Source organism: Bradyrhizobium sp. LTSP857 (assembly GCF_000938285.1).
Lineage (GTDB): Bacteria > Pseudomonadota > Alphaproteobacteria > Rhizobiales > Xanthobacteraceae > Bradyrhizobium.
Map to the genome: position 1 here is coordinate 55,068 of NZ_JYMS01000007.1, position 19,965 is coordinate 75,032.

Genomic DNA, 19,965 nt, shown 5'->3' on the forward strand with positions numbered 1-19,965 from the left:
CAAGGCCCACGCCCAAGGGGTGCACCCCGATTGTGACAAAACCAAGAAGCTTTGTCGCAGTGCAGCACATCTTCGCGCGTGTTTAGCGCCAAACATGCGAGCTTCGCGGTGACGAATACAGAATGAATCGTTACTGTTCTGCTCATGAGTACCGCCACCACCGACATGCCCAAGTCCGAGACGAAGTTCGATGCGGAAGCCTTCGCGATGAATGTCGCGCGGGCCATGGAGAGCGGCGGCAAGGCGCTCGCCGCGTATCTGAAGCCGCGCGAAAGCGGCGAGGTACAGGATCGTCCGCCAGCCGAGCTGACCGAAGTCGTCAAGACCTTCACGTCGGTCGCCGAATACTGGCTGTCGGATACATCGCGCTCGTCCGACCTCCAGACCAAGCTCGCCAAGGATTATCTCGACCTCTGGGGTTCGGCGGCGCGGCGGATGGCCGGCCAGGACGCTGCTCCCGCGATCGCGCCCTCGCCGCGCGACAAGCGCTTTGCCGATCCGGAATGGAAGTCGAACCAGTTCTTCGATTTCATGATGCAGCTCTATCTGCTCACAGCCAAATGGGCACAGGAGCTGGTGCACGACGCCGAGCTCGATCCGCAGACCCGCCGCAAGGCCGAATTTTACATGCTGCAGGTCACCAACGCGATCTCGCCGTCGAATTTCGTGCTGACCAATCCGGAGGTGCTGCGCGAGACGGTCGCAAGCAGCGGCGAGAATCTCGCGCGCGGCCTGACGATGCTGGCCGAGGACATCGCGGCCGGCAAGGGCATGCTGAAGATCCGCCAGTCCAATCCGGACAATCTCGTCGTCGGCGTCAACATGGCGACGACGCCGGGCAAGGTGATCTACCAGAACGAGATGATGCAGCTGATCCAGTATTCGCCGGCGACGGAGAGCGTGCTGCGCACGCCGCTGCTGATCATCCCGCCCTGGATCAACAAGTTCTACATCCTCGATCTCAAGCCGGAAAAATCCTACATCAAGTGGTGCGTCGACCAGGGCATCACCGTGTTCGTGATCTCATGGGTCAATCCCGACAAGCGGCTCGGCACCAAGAGCTGGGAAGACTACATGAAGGAAGGCCCGCTCACGGCGATGGACGTGATCGAGCGGATCACCGGCGAGATGAAGGTGCACACGGCCGGCTATTGCGTCGGCGGCACGATGCTCGCGACCACGCTGGCCTGGCTCGCCGAGAAGCGCCGCCAGCGCGTCACCTCGGCGACGTTCTTTGCAGCGCAAGTCGACTTCACCCATGCCGGCGATCTCCTGGTCTTCGTCGACGAGGAGCAGATCGCCTCGCTCGAGCAGGACATGAAGGCGTCCGGCGTGCTCGAAGGCTCGAAGATGGCGATGGCCTTCAACATGCTGCGCTCCAACGATTTGATCTGGTCCTACGTCGTCAGCAACTATCTGAAAGGCAAGCAGCCGAGCGCATTCGACCTGTTGCACTGGAATTCGGACGCAACCCGCATGACCGCGTCGAACCATTCCTATTATCTGCGCAATTGCTATCTGGAGAACCGGTTGTCGACGGGCACGATGGTACTCGACAACACCCTGCTCGATCTCTCCAAGGTCATGGTGCCCGTCTACAACCTCGCCACCCGCGAGGATCACATCGCGCCGGCGGAATCGGTGCTGTACGGCTCGCAGTTCTTCGGCGGCCCGGTGAAATATGTACTGTCCGGCTCCGGCCACATCGCAGGCGTGGTCAATCCGCCCGCCTCGAACAAGTACCAGTACTGGACCAACGACAACATCAAGGACGTCAGCGTCGCAGACTGGATGAAGGGCGCGGTCGAGCACAAGGGCTCGTGGTGGCCGGACTGGCGCGAATGGCTGGGCGGGCTCGATCCGGAGGAGGTCCCGGCGCGGAGCGTCGGCAGCGAGGCGCTGCCCCCGATAGAGGACGCGCCCGGCAGCTATGTCAGGGTTCGCGCATAGCGCAACGGCGCGCGCTTTCGTATAAGCTCACGACATCGATTTTGGAGGGGACCGGACTATGACGCGCGAATTGTTCTGGCTGACGTGTACGGTGATCCTGACCGGAATCCTCTGGGTTCCCTACACCATCAATCGCTGTCAGATTCGGGGGCTCGGTGGCGCGATGGCCAACCCCTCGCGCAGCGACAAGCCGCAATCGGAGTGGGCGAACCGGCTGATGTTCGCGCATGACAACGCGGTCGAGAACCTCGTGCTGTTCGCGCCGCTGGTGCTGATCCTGAACGCGATCGATTACTCCTCGAAATGGACGGTGCTCGCCTGCGCGGTCTATTTCTGGTCCCGCGTCGCGCATCTGATCGTCTATGCGCTCGGCGTCCCGGTGTTCCGCACACTGGCCTTCACCGTCGGCTTCCTCGCCCAGGCCGTGCTGGCGCTGGCGATATTCAAGATCGTCTAGGATTGGGCGATGCCGGCATCAGGCCGGCTTGCGAACGACCAGATTCAGCATGTCGGCTGGCGTCTGGTCGAAACTCTGGATGACGGAGGTCTCCGACGTCAGCGTGATCCAGGGGCCCGCACTGGCGTAGGTCGCTTCCAGCCACTCGGGCGATGCATAGTTGTAGTACCGCCCCAAGCTGTCCCGCCCATCGCTCTCGCCCATCTTGTAGCTGGCGTAAAACACGCCTGACGGTTTGAGGGCGCGATGAATCCGAGCAAGGATGCCGGCGAGCTCGTCGCGCGGCACGTGCAGCAGACAGGCGCTTGCCCAGACGCCGTCATAGGCCTGTTGCGCATCCAGTTCGTCGAACCGCATCGCCTCGACGGGATGACCGAGCCGGCCCGCGGCGATCTCGGCCATTTCCGGCGAACCGTCGGTCGCACGCACCGAGAAACCTTCAGCCAGCATCACCGCCGAATGATTGCCGGCACCGCAGCCGAGCTCCAGGATCACGCCACCGGGCGGCAGCAAAGCGAGAAAGCCCCGCAGCCGCGTCGAGGGCGCCTTCGCCCAGTCTGCATAGGACTGGGCGTTGCTCCGATAGAATTGCAGCGTGGTCTCGTCCATGGTGTCACTCGCTCCGGAGCGCAGCCCTGCTCTGCCGGCTACCCATCATCAGCCGCAACTGTTGCCGACAGATAACACTGCGGCAAAAACAGACCGGTGCGACAGCTTGCCAGTACAGGTTGTCACGCCTCCACAGGTATATTTGCGCATCGCAATTGATTGATTCGGAACAGACATGAATTGGAAGATTGTATCCGCGCTCGGCGCGCTTTCGCTGGCAACCGCCGCGACCCAGGCCAACGCAGCCGACCTCGCCGCTCGTCCTTACACCAAGGCGCCGCCGATGATCGCCGCCGTCTATAACTGGAGCGGCTTCTACATCGGCGCCAACGGCGGCTATGGCTCGTCGCACAAGTGCTGGGATCAGACCGTGGGCTTCGCGCCTGGCGTCGCCGAAGGCTGCCATGATGCGACGGGCGCCGTCGCCGGCGGGCAGATCGGCTATCGCTGGCAGAGCAGCGCCTTCGTGTTCGGCCTCGAGGCTCAGGGTGACTGGGCCGACCTCTCGGGCCGGAATGCGAGCACGGTGCTCGGCGTCGCGAACCGCACCCGCGTCGACGCCTTCGGCCTGTTCACCGGCCAGGTCGGCTACGCCTGGAACAATGCGCTGCTCTATGTGAAGGGCGGCGCCGCCGTTACCAGCGATCGTTACCGCGGCATCGGCACGGGTGGTTTGGCCGGGGCCGAGTTCGATGGTGCCAACGAGACCCGATGGGGCGGTGCGGTCGGCGTCGGCTTCGAATACGGCTTTACCTCGAACTGGTCGGTTGGCCTCGAATACGACCACATGTTCATGGGGCGCCACGACGTCACCCTCACAGCCAATGGTGCGCTGGCACCTGTCGGCACGTTCTCGCGCACCGACCGCATCGGCCAGGACGTTGACCTGATCACCGCCCGCATCAACTACCGCTTCGGCGGCCCGGTCATCGCGAAGTACTGAGGCTTGGTGTCCCGGACGCGCCGAAGCGCGAGCCGGGACCCAGAAAGCCACCAGCGAAGCAAGAATGGGCCCCGGCTCTGCAGCACACCGCCAAGAGGCGCTGCGCTGCGTCCGGGGCACAAAGCCCTACTCCTCCGCCAATCCCAGCATCAGCCGCATGTTCTGCACGGCCGCGCCCGAGGCGCCCTTGCCGAGATTGTCGAGCCGGGCAACCAGCACAGCCTGGTGGTGCTTGTCGCTGGCGAAGACGTAGAGCTCGAGCTTGTTGGTCTCGTTGAGCGCCTCCGGCTCGAGCTTGCCGCCCTTGGTCGCCTCGTTCTGGAGCGGCATCACCGAGACGTATTTCGAGCCGGCGTAGCGCTTGGCCAGCGCGGCCTGGAGATCGGCGCCGCTCGGCTTGCCCGGCAGCGTGTCGAGCTGGAGCGGCACCGAGACCAGCATGCCCTGCCGGTAGTTGCCGACCGAGGGGATGAAGATCGGCCGCCGCGTCAGGTTCGAATAGAGCTGCATCTCCGGCAGATGCTTGTGCTCGAAGCCGAGGCCATAGAGCTCGAACGACGGCGCGCTGCCGTCTTCATAGTTCGCGATCATCGACTTGCCGCCGCCAGAATAGCCGCTCACCGCGTTGACGGTGACGGGATAGTCCTGCGGCAACAGGCCGGCATCGACGATCGGCCGCAGCAGCGCGATCGCGCCGGTCGGATAGCAGCCGGGATTAGAGACCTTTTTCGCGGCCTTGATCTTGCCGGCCTGGTCCGGTGCGAGCTCCGGAAAGCCGTAGGCCCAGTCGGGTGCGACCCGGTACGCGGTGGAGGCGTCCAGCACCTTCGGCCCCGAGGCGCCCATGCTGTCGATGAGCGCGACGGTTTCCTTGGCGGCATCGTCCGGCAGGCAGAGGATGACGAGATCCACCTCCTCCATCAGCGCCTTCTTGGCCGCAGGATCCTTGCGCTTGTCGTCGGCAATGGTCTTCACCACGACGTCACTCTGGAGCTTCAGGCGCTCGTTGATGCCGAGCCCGGTGGTGCCGGAGCCGCCGTCGACGAAGACGGTCGCGGACTTTTTTGCGACGCCCGTGGTCGGTGCTTGCTTGGTGTCAACGAGAGTCATGGCACGCTCCTTTCGAGCTTGTTGGTTTCGTCCGCGAAGGCTTCCGGCCTCACGTCCTGCATCAGTTGCGCGATCTGTCTGGCGTCGGCAGCGGGTTGCGCGCCGAGCGCATTGGCGATCGCGGTATAATCGGCGTCGGACTTGTGCTGGTTGAGCTTGAAGCTGCCTTCGACCTCTTCAACCGTCATCACCAGACCCACGATCGCCTTCTTCATCGCTTCGAACCGGCCCGCCGTCATCTTGCCCGAGGTCCACGGCTTCTTCGGCAGCAGCCAAGTCTCGAACTTGTCACTGAGCGTGTCGATCTGCACCGACAGCTCGTCATCCGACAACAGCCGCACCGGCCCGCTCAAATGGACGGACTGGTAGAGCCAGGTCGGCACCTGATCCGGCGAGACGTACCAGTCGGGCGAGACATAGGCATCGGGCCCGTTGACCGCGAGCAGCCAGGAGGTCGCGCCGTCCGCAAGCTTTAGCAGCGGATTGTGACGGGCGACATGAAAGGCGACATGCGGCGTGCCGTCATCGGCATAGGTCAGATAGAACGGCAGCGCTGATGCGATCGGCTTTTCCCCGTCGAAGGCGCACATGGTGCCAAAGCCGCGCGCGTCGGCGAATTTCAGGCTCGCGGCGCGGTCCTGCTTGAAAAAGGGTGGCGTGTACATCGTGGTCTCCTGCTGGGCCTCCGTGGGGAGCCGCCGGATCAGATCGCGCTGACAGGAGAGAGAATGCCGCGGATCGGGTCCAGCGGCAAAGACGATGATCTCAAACGCGATCGACCGCCCAAACCGCTAAAGAGCGGCGGCGGCGACGGGCGAACAGGATGGTCGCGGCGTTGATCATGGCGCGCGGCTATAATGCCAGATGAGGTTTCCGTCAAGGTTCAAGGCGTCAGATTACCCGCCAGAGCCATTCCATGATCTTGGCGATCACGTCGCCGAACAGCAGCAGCGCCGCCGACCAGATCAGGGCCGAAACGAAATTGGCGACCTGGAAACTCCAATAGGGCATCTCGAAAATGCCGGCGGCGAGCGGCACCGAGGCGCGCAAGGGGCCAAAGAAGCGGCCGATGAAGATGCTGGGCACGCCCCAGCTCCGCACGAAGGCCTCACCCCTCGGGAGCAGATCCGGATACCGCGAGAGCGGCCACATCTGCGCGACCTGCTCCTTGTAGCGGTAGCCGAACCAGTAGGAGACCCAGTCGCCGAGCGCCGCCCCGATGCCGCCGGCAATCCAGAGCGGATAGAAGCTGATGCCGCTCACCCCGATCAGCGCGCCGATCGCCACCAGCGCACCCCAGGCCGGGATCAGCAACGAGATGAACGCCAGCGATTCACCGAAGGCCAGCAGGAACACGATCGGAGCGGCCCAGGCCTGGTGAGCGCGCACGAAGTCGGCCAGTGCGTGCGCAAACTGCTCCATTCCAGATAGCCTTCCCGCCCCGCCTCAGGGTCCTGCTCGATGAAAAGCACTGGTAAGCCAGGGACTTGTGTGACATCAAGTCACAAATCCCGGCTCTGACCGGACCAGGACGTCAAATTGACGGGAATTGGCGGGCCTGCGGCGTAAAATCGCCGGGATTGGCTCCCAACCACAGCGCCCGGCCCGCCTTGCGGTGACCTTTCCAAGCCAGAAGTGGCATAGTCACGCCAACCGATTCGCCGCCTCTGCGGCCCTCAAAGTGCATCAAAATATATGTCCAAGCAGTTGAAGCCCAAAGCAAAAGACGATTTCTTCGGCGGCGATGAGCCGAAGCCTCGCGCGCCCGCCAAGGCGGCCTCGCGGGCAGGCGACGCTGAAGCCGACTACACGGCGGCCGACATTGAGGTGCTAGAAGGCCTGGAACCGGTCCGGCGCCGGCCCGGCATGTATATCGGCGGCACCGACGAGAAGGCGCTGCATCACCTCTTCGCCGAAGTCATCGACAACTCGATGGACGAGGCGTTGGCGGGACACGCGACCTTCATCGGGGTCGAGCTCAGCGCGGACGGGTTCCTGACCGTCACCGACAACGGCCGCGGCATCCCGGTCGATCCGCATCCAAAATTTCCGAAGAAGTCGGCGCTCGAAGTCATCATGTGCACGCTGCATTCGGGCGGCAAGTTCGACTCCAAGGTCTACGAGACCTCGGGCGGCCTGCACGGTGTCGGCATCTCCGTGGTGAACGCCCTCTCCTCCCTGCTCGAGGTCGAGGTCGCGCGCAGCCAGAAACTCTACCGCATGACATTCGAGCGCGGCCATCCCAAGGGCAAGCTCGAGGATCTCGGCAAGATCAACAACCGCCGCGGCACGCGCGTGCGCTTCAAGCCCGACACCGACATTTTTGGCGCCAAGGCCGCGTTCAAGCCGCAGCGCCTGTTCAAGATGACGCGCTCGAAGGCCTATCTGTTCGGTGGCGTCGAGATCCGCTGGAATTGCGCGCCTGAGCTGTTGAAGGGCGTCGAGGACGTCCCGGCGGAAGCGACCTTCCACTTCCCCGGCGGCCTGAAGGATTATCTCGCAGCCGCCATCCACGCCGACACGCTGGTGCACCCCGACATCTTCTCCGGCAAGTCGGGCCGCAACGGCGCGCATGGCGCCTGCGAATGGGCGGTGGCCTGGACTGCGGACGCCGACGGCTTCCTGTCGTCCTACACCAACACCGTGCCGACGCCCGACGGCGGTACGCATGAGTCCGGCCTGCGCAGCGCGCTGCTGCGCGGCCTGAAGGACCACGCCGAGCGCGTTGGTCAGGGCAAGCGCGCCGCCTCCATCACCTCGGAAGACGTGATGGTCGGTGCGGCCGTAATGCTCTCCGTGTTCGTGCGCGAGCCTGAATTCCAGGGCCAGACCAAGGATCGTCTCGCCACCGCCGAAGCGCAGCGCATCGTCGAACAGGCGATGAAGGATCCGTTCGACCATTGGCTGTCGGGCAATCCAAACATGGCCAACAGGCTGCTCGATTTCGTGGTCGATCGCGCCGAGGAGCGGCTGCGCCGGCGCCAGGAGAAAGAGACCGCGCGCAAAACTGCCGGCAAGAAGCTGCGCCTCCCGGGCAAGCTCGCCGACTGTAGCGATGCCGGCACCGAAGGCTCAGAACTCTTCATCGTCGAGGGCGACTCGGCAGGCGGCAGCGCCAAGCAGGCGCGCGATCGCAAGACCCAGGCCGTGCTGCCGCTGCGCGGCAAGATCCTCAACGTCGCCTCCGCCGGCAAGGACAAGCTGACTGCGAACGCCCAGCTCTCCGACCTCGTGCAGGCGATCGGTTGCGGCATGCTCGCGCAGTATCGCGAAGAGGATTTGCGCTATCAGCGCATCATCATCATGACCGACGCCGACGTCGACGGTGCCCACATCGCTTCGCTGCTGATCACCTTCTTCTACCGGCAGATGCGGCCGCTGATCGACCAGGGCCACCTCTTCCTCGCGGTGCCGCCGCTCTACAAGCTGACTCACGGCACCAAGTCGATCTACGCCCGCGACGACGCGCACAAGGAGGCGCTGATCAAGAGCGAGTTCAACGCCAATGCAAAGGTCGAGGTGAACCGCTTCAAAGGCCTCGGCGAGATGATGCCGGCGCAGCTCAAGGAGACCACCATGGATCCGGCCAGGCGGACCATGCTGAAGGTGGTCCTGCTCGCCGACGACCGCGACACCACGGCGGATTCGGTGGAGCGCCTGATGGGCACCAAGGCGGAAGCGCGCTTTGCGTTCATCTCCGACAAGGCCGAGTTCGCCAACGAGGATCTGCTCGACGTCTGAAGTCGCGATTTTCCATCAAAAGCCCCGGCTCAAGGCCGGGGCTTTTTCATTTTTGGCGGCTGCACAGCGCTTTCCCGATGATTCCTGCCGAGCGATCGGCACGCGAATTCGCGACTCGGCCAACGACTCACCAGCGCCAAAGGCTGAGGCAAGACTGCCTCCGTTTCGGACAAAGCCGAATTGCTAACGAGAAGTTACCCGAAACCAAAATCCGAACATGCTACTAAGTATTTGAATCTACATCATTTTTATTGAATCTGTGATGCGCCCACAAATCCGCGCCGGCCGGCGTTTTCCGGCGACTGTGCCTGCCCTGCAACAGCATTTCGGCGAGAAGCGTCTATAGTCCGGGCATCAGATGACACGAACTTCAGTGCGCTCGCGCCTGCTACAGACCAAGTTGGGGATTTTATCATGAAGAAGATTTTGCTGGCTCTGACCGCGGTTGCGGCGATGACCGGTTCGGCCTCGGCGGCCGACCTTGCTGCCCGTCCTTACGTGAAGGCCCCGATGATGGCGCCTGTCGCCAATTGGACCGGCTTCTACATCTTCGGCGGTGGCGGCGGCGGTCTTTCGAACTCCGACCAGTCCATCCAGTCGACCGTCGGCGCGGTCCCGCTGACCATCACCCAGCGTCAGGGTGGTTCGGGTTGGTTCGGCACCGTCGGTCTCGGCTACGACTGGCAGTTCAGCGGCACCTGGGTCGCCGGCGTGTTCGCTGACGGTCAGTTCGGCAGCCTCCGCTCCACCGTGCAGGATCCGATCCTCAACCTCACCGGCAACCAGAAGCTGGAAGACTCCTGGGCCGCTGGTGTGCGCCTCGGCTGGCTGGTCGCTCCGAACGTTCTCTCCTACGTCAACGGCGGTTACTCTGGCGCCCACTTCGGCAGCACCAGCTTCATGACCCTGGCTGGCGCTCCGAGCGGCATCCACCTCAACGGCTACAACCGCAACGGCTTCTTCGTCGGCGGCGGTGTCGAGAACAGCCTGAACATGTTCGGTATCTCTTCGCCCGGCTGGTTCATGAAGACCGAATATCGCTCGGCCTTCTACAATGCGAAGACCCGGGACGAGCTCTCCGACGCCACCAACCTGCCGACCGGCGTCAACAGCATCCGCGCCAACAGCTGGAACCAGACGATTTCGACCTCGCTGGTCTACCGCTTCAACTGGACCGGTCCGGTCGTCGCGAAGTACTGATCTGAACGCAAGTTCAAACGTCAAAGCCCCGGCATCGTCCGGGGCTTTTTCGTTTTGGAAGGCTTGAGCGACCGATACTCGCCTTCAAGGCTCGATATGAGCGGTCGAGCGATTCTTCGATCGCTGACGAATGGGCATCGGCGATCGCCTTGCACCATCCGCGACGCCCAAGATGATCTTCCGCGCGGACATGCGTCCTCCCCGCGGCCTGCGCTCGCAGCCATTGTATCCGTACCGAAGCTACGGCTAGTCTGGCCGCAAGTTTTCGCGACCTGCGGCGATCGTTCATGCCGCGAGCCGCGGCAGAAGCGGACCCATGGGGAGGAATGCATGCGCAGATTTCTGCTGATCGCAGGCCTGTTTGCTCTCACCGTCGGGCTGCTCTGGATCGGGCAAGGCACGGGCACCGTCGCCTGGCCGCGATCGAGCTTCATGGTCAACCAGCTGCAATGGGCCGGCTATGGCGCAGCCATGGCAGGTTTCGGGCTGGTGCTGATCTGGCAGAGCAACCAATAGAAGAAACCAGGGAATAAAAGCATGACATCCAGCCGGTTCGATCTCCGCGGCAAAGTCGCGATCGTCACAGGAGGCAATGGCGGCATCGGGCTCGGCCTGGCGCACGGACTAGCCGACGCCGGCGCCGACATCGCGGTGGTCGGACGTAACGAAACCAAGTCGGCCGCCGCAATTGCCGATCTGAAACAGCGCGGCGTGAAGGCGATCGCCGTCACCACCGACGTCACCGACACGGCGGCCGTCGCCGCGATGATAGAACGCGTCGTCAAGGATCTCGGCCGCATCGACATCCTCATCAACAATGCCGGCATGAGCATCCGCAAGCCCCCGCACGAGCTCGAGCTCGACGAATGGAACAAGGTCATCGCGACCAACCTCACCAGCGCCTTCATGTGCTCGAAGCTGGCCTATCCGGCGCTCAAGGCGTCGGGCAACGGCAAGGTGATCAATATCGGCTCGATGATGTCGATCTTCGGCGCAAGCTTCGCGACGGCCTATGCGGCGAGCAAGGGCGGCATCGTGCAGTACACCCGCGCCTGCGCCAACGCCTGGGCGCCCGACAACATCCAGGTCAATGCCATCCTGCCAGGCTGGATCGATACTGACTTGACGCGCGGCGCACGGCAGCAAGTGTCGGGACTGCACGAGCGTGTGCTGGCGCGCACGCCTGCGGGACGCTGGGGCGACATCGACGACTTCGCGGGCATCGCGGTGTTCCTGGCCTCACCCGCGTCCGCTTTCGTCACCGGCACGGCGATCCCCGTCGATGGCGGATTCTCGGTGATGGCCTAAGACGTTTGTCCGGCCTACGAAAAAAAAGCCCCGGCATATGCCGGGGCTTTGCTCTGGCGATGGGCCCCTGACCACGCGCAACCGCTGTTGGCGATGGATGCAGGTTCACTTTCCGTACGTGCGTTGCGCAGACGCCACAAAAAATAGGCAAATACTACTGACGCATTGCACTTATATGCACATAGAAGTGCATATTCCAGCTCCAGAAATGAAGCCGGAACCCCTTGCTGCGCGACCCGCAAAACGAAGGAGTGCCGGGGGAATCGCCCTGGAGCTTCACTGTCTCACCCAAAAAGAAGCCCCGGTCGAAGCCGGGGCCTTAATTGTTGGTCGTGCTCTTTTTTGCTGATCGTTCGTTGACGTGCTCAGTAGCGCGCGATGACCGGCGCGTCGAACTTGTAGCTGGCGCGGACAACGGCCCACTGGATGTCACGCGGCTTGGCATCGAAGCTGTAATTGCCCGAGGTGCCACCGAGCTGATAGGTCTGGCTGGCGAAGGCCGCGTAATTGTACTCGAGGCCGACGATCCAGTTGCGGGTGATGCCGTATTCCCAACCGGCGCCGACGGTCCAGCCATTGGCCCAGTGGGTCTGACCACCCGAACCCGTGAACGGGCCGACCGTGTCGGAGACGTTGATACGGTTGTTCACGCCGGCATAGCCGCCCTTGATGTAGAAGAGGTTGTTCTGCACGGCAAAGCCGGCGCGGCCGACAACGGTCGCGAGAACGTTCGCACGCCAGCTGAAGACGTCGTCGCCAGCGCCGAACGCGGTGTTGACGACGGTGCCCTTGTTGTTGAGGCCGGAGATCGTGCCTTCCATGCCGAACACGTAGTTGTTGGCCTGCCAGTTGTAGCCGATCTGGGCGCCACCCATGATGCCGGCACTACGCTGACGATAGCCCTGGCCAGGCGTCAGATCGCCGAACGGCGCACCGACGCCATTGTTGATGAACTGCTCATTGGTCCAGGCGCCACCGATATGGCCGCCGACATAGAAGCCGGTCCAGTTGAACAGCGGCTCCGCATAAGCAGGCGCCTTCGTGTAGCGCGCGCCGAGATCGGCAGCGGAAGCGGCGCCAGTCGAAACCAGAGCGGTCGTGCAGACGAAGGCAGCAATCAACTTGTTACGCATGGTACACCCCGTGTCCTTTGATGGCGCACGCTCACACGCAGTTCTTACTCAAATTTGAATCAAGAAAGTTAAGGCGCCGGATTCGCCAATGGCGGTCCTTGAATCCGTTGGCGCTGTTGCACGCGCGCAACGCGCGGCGCGCAATTTAACGCGAAATTATCCCTACCGAATTGCTGCGCTATGGCGCAGGTGCGGCTTTCGATTGCACATGCTCTGGCCGGACGCCGAGCGCAAGGAAGCGCGCCGGAATACCCTGGAGCCATGGCAGCGCGGTGATGAGGCGAATGATCAGCGGCACCTTCAGCGGCTGGTTGCCCGGCTTCAAGGCGCCGCTGATGATGTTGTTCTGCACGACCACCTGCATCGCCTGCGTCATCTTCACCGGAAACTCGCGGCGGCGGCGCACGGCATCGAGTTCACCCTCAGATGGACAGCCGCGCGTCAGCTTGTCCGCAAGCAGGTTCGCGGTCGCGACCGCATCCTGCACGGCGAGGTTGACCCCGACGCCGCCGACCGGCGACATCGCGTGTGCGGCATCACCGATGCAGAGCAGGCCCGGCCGCGTCCAGCGTGGCAGACGGTTGATCGCGACGGTGAGAAGCTTGACGTCGTCAAAGCTCTTCACGTCGGCAATTCCGCGCTTGAGGACCGGCGCCATGCGCACGATGTCGTCGAGCAGAGCCTGCAATCCCCTCGCCTTCACCGCCTCGTATTGTCCCTTGGCGATGACATAGGCGCATTGCCAATAATCGCCGCGGTCGAAGGTGATCATCATCTTGCCGGGCTCGACGCGCGCGAACACATTCTCGGTCTCGTCGGGAGTCCGCCCGGCGCGGAACCACAGGACGTCCATCGGCGCGCCGATCTCCTCGACCTCGAGGCCCGCGCACTCGCGCACCGTGGAATGCCGGCCGTCGCAGGCGATGATGAGGTCGGCCTCGATGTCAACGATGCCATCCGGCGTCCTCGCACGCACGCCGGCGATGGTCTCGCCGCGGCGGATCAGGTCGACCGCCTCCGTGCTCATCATCACCTTCAGCGCGGCGAAGCGTTGGCCTGCCTCGCGCAGGAAGTTCAGAAAATCCCATTGCGGCATGAAGGCGATGAAAGGGTATTTCGTGTTGAGCCGGCCAAGATCGGCGATCCGCACCGGCGTGCCGCCGAACAGGCCGTCCATCTTCTGCAAGCGCTGATGCGGCAGCTTCAAAAATCCGTCGATCAGGCCGAGCTCGTCCATCACCTGGAGCGTCGAGGGATGCACGGTGTCGCCGCGAAAGTCACGGAAGAAATCGGCATGCTTCTCCAGCACCACGACATCGATGCCGGCGCGTCCCAGGAGATAGCCGAGCATCATGCCCGCCGGCCCGCCGCCGACGACGCAGCAGCGGACTTTTAGGGAGCGCGATGCCGGGTGATCCGATGTGGCTGTGTCCATGATCCTGCTCCGCTGGCACTTCGATCTGCAATACGGATTGTAGCGCCAGCCTGCGTCACGGATAGCCCCCTGACAACGTCCAAGATGTGTTCGGGACCGCGCGCAGAAGATCGATCCGTCATCCTGAGGTGCGAGGCTTGCTGTGCGTTGCACCGCAAGCCTCACACCTCAGGATGACGGGTTGGGAGTGTACGCGCTGGATCGACGACGCCGCTCAATTGTTGCTGCGGTTGGACGTCCGAAAGCTCTTGATCTCCGACACGCTGCCGTCGCGATAGGTCAATTCGACCGACATGAACTGCGTCGCTGGCGGAAGCTTCTGATAGAGCAGCATACCGGCCGAGATAGCGGAGGGATCCCTGAGATCGCAGGGCGGCATCTTCAGCACTTGGTTGGGCACGGCGCTGTCGATGCCGATGCGCACCTCGCGGATGGCGCAACGGTAGGAGACGAGGTGCGTGTAGTACACGAGCAGCCCGTTGAACTCGCGGAACGATAGCCAGCTCGTGGCGGTCATGTCGAGGATCTTGCGCTGGTCGCGGATCAGCGCGGCCTCGGGATCGAACTTGATCGGGAACGGCCCCTGCATGTCGCCGGATTGATCGACATAGCGGACCTCGATAGTGCCGGCCGCAGCGTCCGGCGGCAGCTCGATCGACGGGTTCGGCATTCGCTTGCGCGTGCGCGGATCGAGCGTATCGATGAAGCCGGTTTCGCGGAAATCGCCATTGCCGGCCATGCGCCACGAAATTCCGATCGTGGGATCAGCAAAGGAAAACACCACCGACCAGCCGCCATTATGGCGCGAGAAGCTCGCGATCGGCGCGTTGGTGGTTTCCTCCTTCGGTACGCGCGGCACCGACACCGGCGGCAGTGCCGCAACCTTCTGTGGCGGCGGATCGGCCGGCCGCGCCGCGGCCGCTGCGGCTGCATCCTTGGCGATACCGCTGAGGAAGACGTCGTCGACCATCTGGTCGAAATAGACCGGCACCTGCTTGTGCTTGACGGTGTCGGCCATTTCGCTGACCAGACGTCGCGTGCGCTGCGCCACCTGCACGAGATTCTCGCCGGGCTGGAGCAGCTCTCTCGCGAAGGTGCGTGTGAACACCGAATTGGGATTGGCGTCGTCGTTGGACAGACGATCGAGCGCGGTCTGGCGCGGACCTGCGGAGAACACCGAGAACACGCCCTCGGGCAATTGCGTCATCGGCGCGAGCCCGCCGCTGCCGGCGACTGCGCGGGTGCCGCTACGCTCGAACGGATTGTTGCGGCAGGCATCGAACACCAGGATCGAGGTTCGCGCCTTCTTGTTCTGGAGACGCTCGACGATGCGGTCGGCGAGAATGGAAGCGTCGCGCACCAGCTCTTCCTGGCCTTCGCTCGCCGCCGGCACGTCGGTCGGCAGCAGATAGTTCTGGCCCGCGATCTCGAAGCCGTGGCCGGCGTAGAAGAAGAACGCGGTGTCACCGGGCTCGATCGTCCTGTCGAAGGCGAGCAGCGTCTCGGAGAATTGCTGCCGGTTCTGATTTTCGGCCACCATCACCGAGAAGCCGAGCTGCTTGAGCGTGTCGCCCATGGTGCGGGCGTCGTTGACGGCCTTAAAAAGTTTCGGAACGTTCTTGTAATCGTTGTTGCCGACAACGAGCGCAACGCGCTTTTCGGCGTATGCGGCGCTTGCGAAGCCGCTGAGGCTCGCCGCCAGGCCAAGCGCTGCCAGAATTCTGAAAAGCCGACGCGTCATCGTGACATTCCCGTTGCAGGACGGCTCCCCACGGCTCCCTCGACGAGCTCATCGGGAACCTTGCGCCGCTGATGTGATAGTCGGTCCAGCCTGAGCGGCGGTTCAACCGGCCTGGGTCGCCGATCCACCATTTGGCCTATGGCAGATTCCAGTGGAATCTGCTTTTTCTTAGGCACGATTCCGTTCGAGACGGGGGCTGTCGTGTATCGCTGGTGTACGGACGAGGTCGAGCCGCATGAACGCTTCGACTATTGGCGCGAGGTGCGCGCCAAGGGACTGTTCGGAGTCACGGCGGAGCTTGAGCGCGAACGGCGGGCTGACTTTTTCGGCGAATTCTCGCTGAGCCAGGTCGGCAATGGCGGCCTGGTCGAGCTGAAGGCCTCATCCTACACTGTGGAACGGAGCCAGGCCGACATCGCCTACGCGCCCGGCGACAGCATCTGCGTCTACCAGCAGCTGGGCGACGGTGGGTGGTTCGGCGGCATGCGCGGCAGCGATTTCGCGATCGCCAATGGCAGCTTCGCGACCAGCCATACCGACCTGCCCTACCGCACCACGCCGCTGGGCGCTGCCGGATTTCACCTGCGGATCCTGAAGATCCCCGTGAGCGGCCTCGCGACGCAGGACAAGCGCATGCGCGAGCTTGCGCCCAAGATTTTCAATGATCCCACCCTGGCGCCCCTGCTCGATGCCTGCTTTGCCGATCTCGGCGAGGTCGCTGCGAATGATGGTTCGTCGGCGGCGACGCCCCTCGTGCAGGCGCTGGGGCATCTGGCGCTGATCGAGCGCGGCATCATCAGGCCCGGCAGCCGGCGCGGACAGGCCGCGCTCCGGACTGCCCGCCTGTCGCTGGCCCGCCGCCTGATCGCGCGCCACCTGAAAGACCCGGATCTCGCGCCGGCGCAGGTGGCCGACCTGCTCGGCGTCTCCGTGCGCCACCTACACATGCTGTTCGAGGCCGCCGACCGCAGCTTCTCGCAGACGGTGACGGAAGAGCGGCTGAACCAGAGCCGCCGCTTGATGCGCGAGGCGCCGGAGCGATTGATCGCGGATATCGCGACCTCCTGCGGCTTCGAAAGCCTGGCGACCTATTACCGGGTCTTCAATGCCGCCTATGGCATGGCGCCCGGCGATTTCCGGGCCCGGGCCTCGGAGGCACGCTGACCGCCTCACGCCCGGGCCGGGTACGGAGGCTGAAAAACTCAGCCGCGCCCGCTATTTGGGCAAAACCTCAAGGTTTTTAGGGCCTTCCCGCGGTTGCTCCATTGACTTTGGCCGATTCCCGCCTATGTTCCGGGTCGACGCGGCTCGGTATCGAAGAGCGATTCCTGAGCTTGGCGCTTTGTTCGCGTGAGTCAGCACCCCCAGCTTCTTTGAAAGCGCGCCGTTTTGGGGTGGAACGCGACAGCCTTATTACCCTCGATTCCGAACGGCGGTTTCGACCAGAGGCTCAATGTCCTTTTCCAATCTCGGACTATCCGAAAAAGTCCTCGCCGCAGTGGCGGCCACCGGTTACACCACCCCCACCCCCATCCAGGAACAGGCGATCCCCCACGTCCTCGCGCGCAAGGACGTGCTCGGCATCGCCCAGACCGGCACCGGCAAGACCGCGGCCTTCGTGCTGCCGATGCTCACCATCCTCGAAAAGGGTCGGGCGCGAGCGCGCATGCCGCGTACCCTGATCCTGGAGCCGACCCGCGAGCTCGCGGCGCAGGTCAAAGAGAACTTCGACCGCTACGGCGCCGGCCAGAAGCTCAACGTCGCGCTGCTGATCGGCGGCGTCTCGTTCGGCGACCAGGATGCCAAGCTGACGCGCGGCGTCGATGTCCTGATCGCAACTCCGGGCCGCCTGCTCGACCACACCGAACGCGGCGGTCTCCTGCTCACCGGCGTCGAGCTGCTCGTCATCGACGAAGCCGACCGCATGCTGGACATGGGCTTCATCCCCGACATCGAGCGCATCTGCAAGCTCGTTCCCTTCACGCGGCAGACCCTGTTCTTCACCGCGACCATGCCGCCGGAAATCCGGCGCATCACCGAAACCTTCCTGCACAATCCGCAGAAGGTCGAAGTCTCCAAGCCGGCGACCACCGCCGTCACCGTTACGCAGTGTCAGGTCCCGGCCGGGCGCGAGGCGCATGAAAAGCGCGAATTGCTGCGACGCCTGCTGCGCGAGGCCAAGGATCTTCAGAACGCGATCATCTTCTGCAATCGCAAGCGCGACGTCGCCGTCGTTCACAAATCGCTCCAGAAGCACGGCTTTAGCGTCGGCGCGCTGCATGGCGACATGGACCAGTCGGCCCGCACGGCGGCGCTCGAACAATTCCGAAAGGGCGAGCTGCCGCTGTTGGTTGCCTCCGACGTTGCCGCCCGCGGCCTCGACATTCCCGAGGTCAGCCACGTCTTCAATTTTGACGTTCCCCACCATCCCGACGACTACGTCCATCGCGTCGGCCGCACTGGCCGCGCAGGCCGGTCCGGCATGGCGATCTCCCTCGTCACGCCACTCGACCAGAAGTCGATGGTTGCGATCGAAAAACTGATCGGCCAGAGCATACCGCGCGCCGAAGGCGACTACGAAGTACAGGCCAGCACCGGCGAGCAGAGTGAGCGCCCGCGTGAGCCGCGCGGACGGGACCGTGACCGCTCCCGCGGCGGACGCGGCAAGCCGCAACGCGGTCGCGACCGTGAGCGCAGCCACGAGCCCCGCGAACCGCATGGCGATGCAAGGCCTGTGGCCGAAGCACAGCCCGCTCCCGAGGCAAGACCTGCACGTGAGCCAAGACCTGAACGCGAGGCGCGGCCTGCGCGTGAGCCGAGGCCTGCACGCGAGGCAAGGCCTCCGCGCGAAGCGAAGCAATCATCAGAGCCGCGTGGTGGCGCGCGCCAGCAGGCCAATCCATCGCATGTGCCCTCGATCGGCCGGCCCGAACCGCGCCGCCAGCGCGAGGCCGATACGGAGCCCGGCGACCATTCGCACCTTCCGGCGTTTCTGCTGCGGCCGGTGCGCGTCTAAAGCACGATCCGCCTACGGATTGCGTTTGAACATTTCCGGATGACGCTCCAGTAACGGCCGTTTACCGGCCGTTCACAATCGTCCGTTAGCCTACGAACATAATTTAGGCATTGCTGCGGCCGGCGGCGCACCGACCGCTGTGGGGTATGTTCTGTGGTCAAGGTGCTCGACGAACACGAACGCACGATGGCGTTCGCCGAGGTGGCGCTCGGTCAGATCCGGTCGCTCAAGCAAACCGCAATCCCCCGCAATTACGAGATCTGGTACGTCTACGCCACCGGCTACAACGCGCCGCTCAACAAGATCATCAACGAGACGCTGGCGCGCAGCGGCAAGCTGACCGAAGCCGATCTGGAACAGATCTACGATACCTATCTCTCCCATATCAAAACCACCGACCGCATCGACAAGGTCGGCGCGCGCGTCATCGGCGAGATCGACGACGTGATGAATGTCCTCGGCGACGCGCTCGGCATGACCGGCGCCTACGACGCCAGCCTGTCGGGCGCGACTGAACAACTGTCATCGGCCAAGAGCCGCGAGCAGATCAAGGCGATCGTCGAGACGCTGCTGCGCTCGACCGGCGAGATGCGCGAGACCAACAAGGCGCTGGAAGATCGGCTGACCCTGTCGAAGAACGAGATCAGCAATCTCCAGCAGAGCCTCGAGGCGATCCGCGCCGAAAGCCTGACCGATCCGTTGACGGGATTGGGCAACCGCAAATATTTCGATCGCATGATCGGCATGGCCGTGCAGAACGCACTTGCCTCAGGCGAGCCGTTGTCGTTGCTGCTGTTCGATATCGATCACTTCAAGTCCTTCAACGATTCCTATGGCCATCTCACCGGCGATCAGGTGCTGCGGCTGGTCGGCCTGTCCTTGAAGCAGACCATCAAGGGCCAGGACATCACCGCACGTTATGGCGGCGAGGAGTTCGCAGTCGTGCTGCCCAACACCGCGCTGCGCCAGGCCCTCACGGTCGCCGACCATATCCGTCGCGCCGTGATGGCGAAGGAATTGAAGAAGAAATCGACCGGCGAGATCCTCGGTCGCGTCACCATCTCCGTCGGCGTCTCCATGCTGAAGCAGGGCGACGACACCGATGCGCTGATCGAGCGCGCGGATTCCTGCCTCTATGCCGCCAAGCGCAACGGCCGCAACCGCGTGATCTGCGAAGCCGATCCGGAATACGCGGTCGAGACCCACAACCGGGTGGCGTGAGCGCAAGCAAGGCGCCGAACAGCCGCCCGCGCTTGACATTCTTATTTGACGAACGACATCTTCCTCGCCGCCTTACGGCACCTGACCGCGAGCACCCAGAG

At 63.6% G+C, this 19,965-nt stretch carries 17 protein-coding genes; 10 read left to right on the forward strand and 7 right to left on the reverse strand.

Features of this window, described 5'->3' with window-relative positions:
* Positions 1-144 precede the first annotated feature (144 nt).
* On the forward strand, positions 145-1,950 hold the full coding sequence (locus UP06_RS01785; protein WP_044999988.1) for a PHA/PHB synthase family protein: 1,806 nt from the start codon (positions 145-147) through the stop codon (positions 1,948-1,950).
* 58 nt (positions 1,951-2,008) lie between these two features.
* Positions 2,009-2,407, forward strand: a complete 399-nt coding sequence (locus tag UP06_RS01790) for an MAPEG family protein (RefSeq protein ID WP_044999989.1) — start codon at positions 2,009-2,011, stop codon at positions 2,405-2,407.
* A gap of 18 nt (positions 2,408-2,425) precedes the next feature.
* On the opposite strand, the gene UP06_RS01795 is transcribed toward UP06_RS01790, so the two are convergent.
* A complete protein-coding gene (locus UP06_RS01795; RefSeq protein WP_044999990.1) occupies positions 2,426-3,016 on the reverse strand; it encodes a class I SAM-dependent methyltransferase in 591 nt (196 codons plus the stop codon).
* Positions 3,017-3,191: 175 nt separating this feature from the next.
* Here UP06_RS01795 and UP06_RS01800 point away from each other — a divergent pair, with 175 nt between their 5' ends.
* Positions 3,192-3,959, forward strand: coding sequence for an outer membrane protein (locus tag UP06_RS01800; RefSeq protein WP_044999991.1), 768 nt, complete (start codon positions 3,192-3,194; stop codon positions 3,957-3,959).
* Between the two features lie 126 nt (positions 3,960-4,085).
* On the opposite strand, the gene argC is transcribed toward UP06_RS01800, so the two are convergent.
* The 3 genes from argC to UP06_RS01815 all read right to left on the reverse strand — a co-directional run bounded on the left by argC (position 4,086) and on the right by UP06_RS01815 (position 6,491).
* Positions 4,086-5,069: an N-acetyl-gamma-glutamyl-phosphate reductase gene (gene argC, locus UP06_RS01805; protein WP_044999992.1), complete on the reverse strand. Its 984-nt coding sequence runs from the start codon at positions 5,067-5,069 to the stop codon at positions 4,086-4,088.
* Complete coding sequence (locus UP06_RS01810; protein ID WP_044999993.1) at positions 5,066-5,734, reverse strand: FMN-binding negative transcriptional regulator; 669 nt, start codon at positions 5,732-5,734, stop codon at positions 5,066-5,068. The genes argC and UP06_RS01810 overlap by 4 nt, the downstream gene beginning before the upstream one ends.
* Before the next feature lie 226 nt (positions 5,735-5,960).
* Positions 5,961-6,491, reverse strand: coding sequence for a DedA family protein (locus UP06_RS01815; RefSeq protein ID WP_044999994.1), 531 nt, complete (start codon positions 6,489-6,491; stop codon positions 5,961-5,963).
* Positions 6,492-6,764: 273 nt separating this feature from the next.
* On the opposite strand from UP06_RS01815, the gene parE reads away from it, so the two are divergent.
* From parE to UP06_RS01835, 4 genes are all read left to right on the forward strand, one after another.
* Positions 6,765-8,810, forward strand: a complete 2,046-nt coding sequence (gene parE / locus UP06_RS01820) for a DNA topoisomerase IV subunit B (protein ID WP_044999995.1) — start codon at positions 6,765-6,767, stop codon at positions 8,808-8,810.
* Between the two features lie 414 nt (positions 8,811-9,224).
* Entirely contained in the window at positions 9,225-10,010 is a 786-nt protein-coding gene (locus UP06_RS01825) for an outer membrane protein (protein ID WP_044999996.1), read from the forward strand.
* 330 nt (positions 10,011-10,340) lie between these two features.
* Positions 10,341-10,526 (forward strand): hypothetical protein, encoded by a 186-nt coding sequence (locus UP06_RS01830; protein ID WP_044999997.1) that lies wholly within the window; start codon positions 10,341-10,343, stop codon positions 10,524-10,526.
* A 21-nt stretch (positions 10,527-10,547) separates the two neighbouring features.
* Positions 10,548-11,318, forward strand: coding sequence for an SDR family NAD(P)-dependent oxidoreductase (locus tag UP06_RS01835; RefSeq protein WP_044999998.1), 771 nt, complete (start codon positions 10,548-10,550; stop codon positions 11,316-11,318).
* 365 nt (positions 11,319-11,683) lie between these two features.
* Here the strand turns inward: UP06_RS01835 and UP06_RS01840 are convergent, their stop codons facing one another.
* The 3 genes from UP06_RS01840 to UP06_RS01850 form a co-directional block, all read right to left on the reverse strand.
* Complete coding sequence (locus UP06_RS01840) at positions 11,684-12,451, reverse strand: outer membrane protein (protein ID WP_044999999.1); 768 nt, start codon at positions 12,449-12,451, stop codon at positions 11,684-11,686.
* A gap of 178 nt (positions 12,452-12,629) precedes the next feature.
* Positions 12,630-13,886 (reverse strand): FAD-dependent oxidoreductase, encoded by a 1,257-nt coding sequence (locus UP06_RS01845; RefSeq protein ID WP_082081205.1) that lies wholly within the window; start codon positions 13,884-13,886, stop codon positions 12,630-12,632.
* Between the two features lie 214 nt (positions 13,887-14,100).
* On the reverse strand, positions 14,101-15,627 hold the full coding sequence (locus tag UP06_RS01850) for a caspase family protein (RefSeq protein WP_045000000.1): 1,527 nt from the start codon (positions 15,625-15,627) through the stop codon (positions 14,101-14,103).
* 201 nt (positions 15,628-15,828) lie between these two features.
* Here UP06_RS01850 and UP06_RS01855 point away from each other — a divergent pair, with 201 nt between their 5' ends.
* The 3 genes from UP06_RS01855 (at position 15,829) to UP06_RS01865 (ending at position 19,864) form a co-directional block, all read left to right on the forward strand.
* On the forward strand, positions 15,829-16,791 hold the full coding sequence (locus tag UP06_RS01855; protein ID WP_045000001.1) for a helix-turn-helix transcriptional regulator: 963 nt from the start codon (positions 15,829-15,831) through the stop codon (positions 16,789-16,791).
* Between the two features lie 289 nt (positions 16,792-17,080).
* The gene (locus UP06_RS01860; protein ID WP_045000002.1) at positions 17,081-18,643 is read left to right on the forward strand and encodes a DEAD/DEAH box helicase; all 1,563 of its coding nucleotides are present in this window, start codon (positions 17,081-17,083) and stop codon (positions 18,641-18,643) included.
* A gap of 153 nt (positions 18,644-18,796) precedes the next feature.
* Positions 18,797-19,864: a GGDEF domain-containing protein gene (locus tag UP06_RS01865; RefSeq protein WP_045000003.1), complete on the forward strand. Its 1,068-nt coding sequence runs from the start codon at positions 18,797-18,799 to the stop codon at positions 19,862-19,864.
* Positions 19,865-19,965 lie beyond the last annotated feature (101 nt).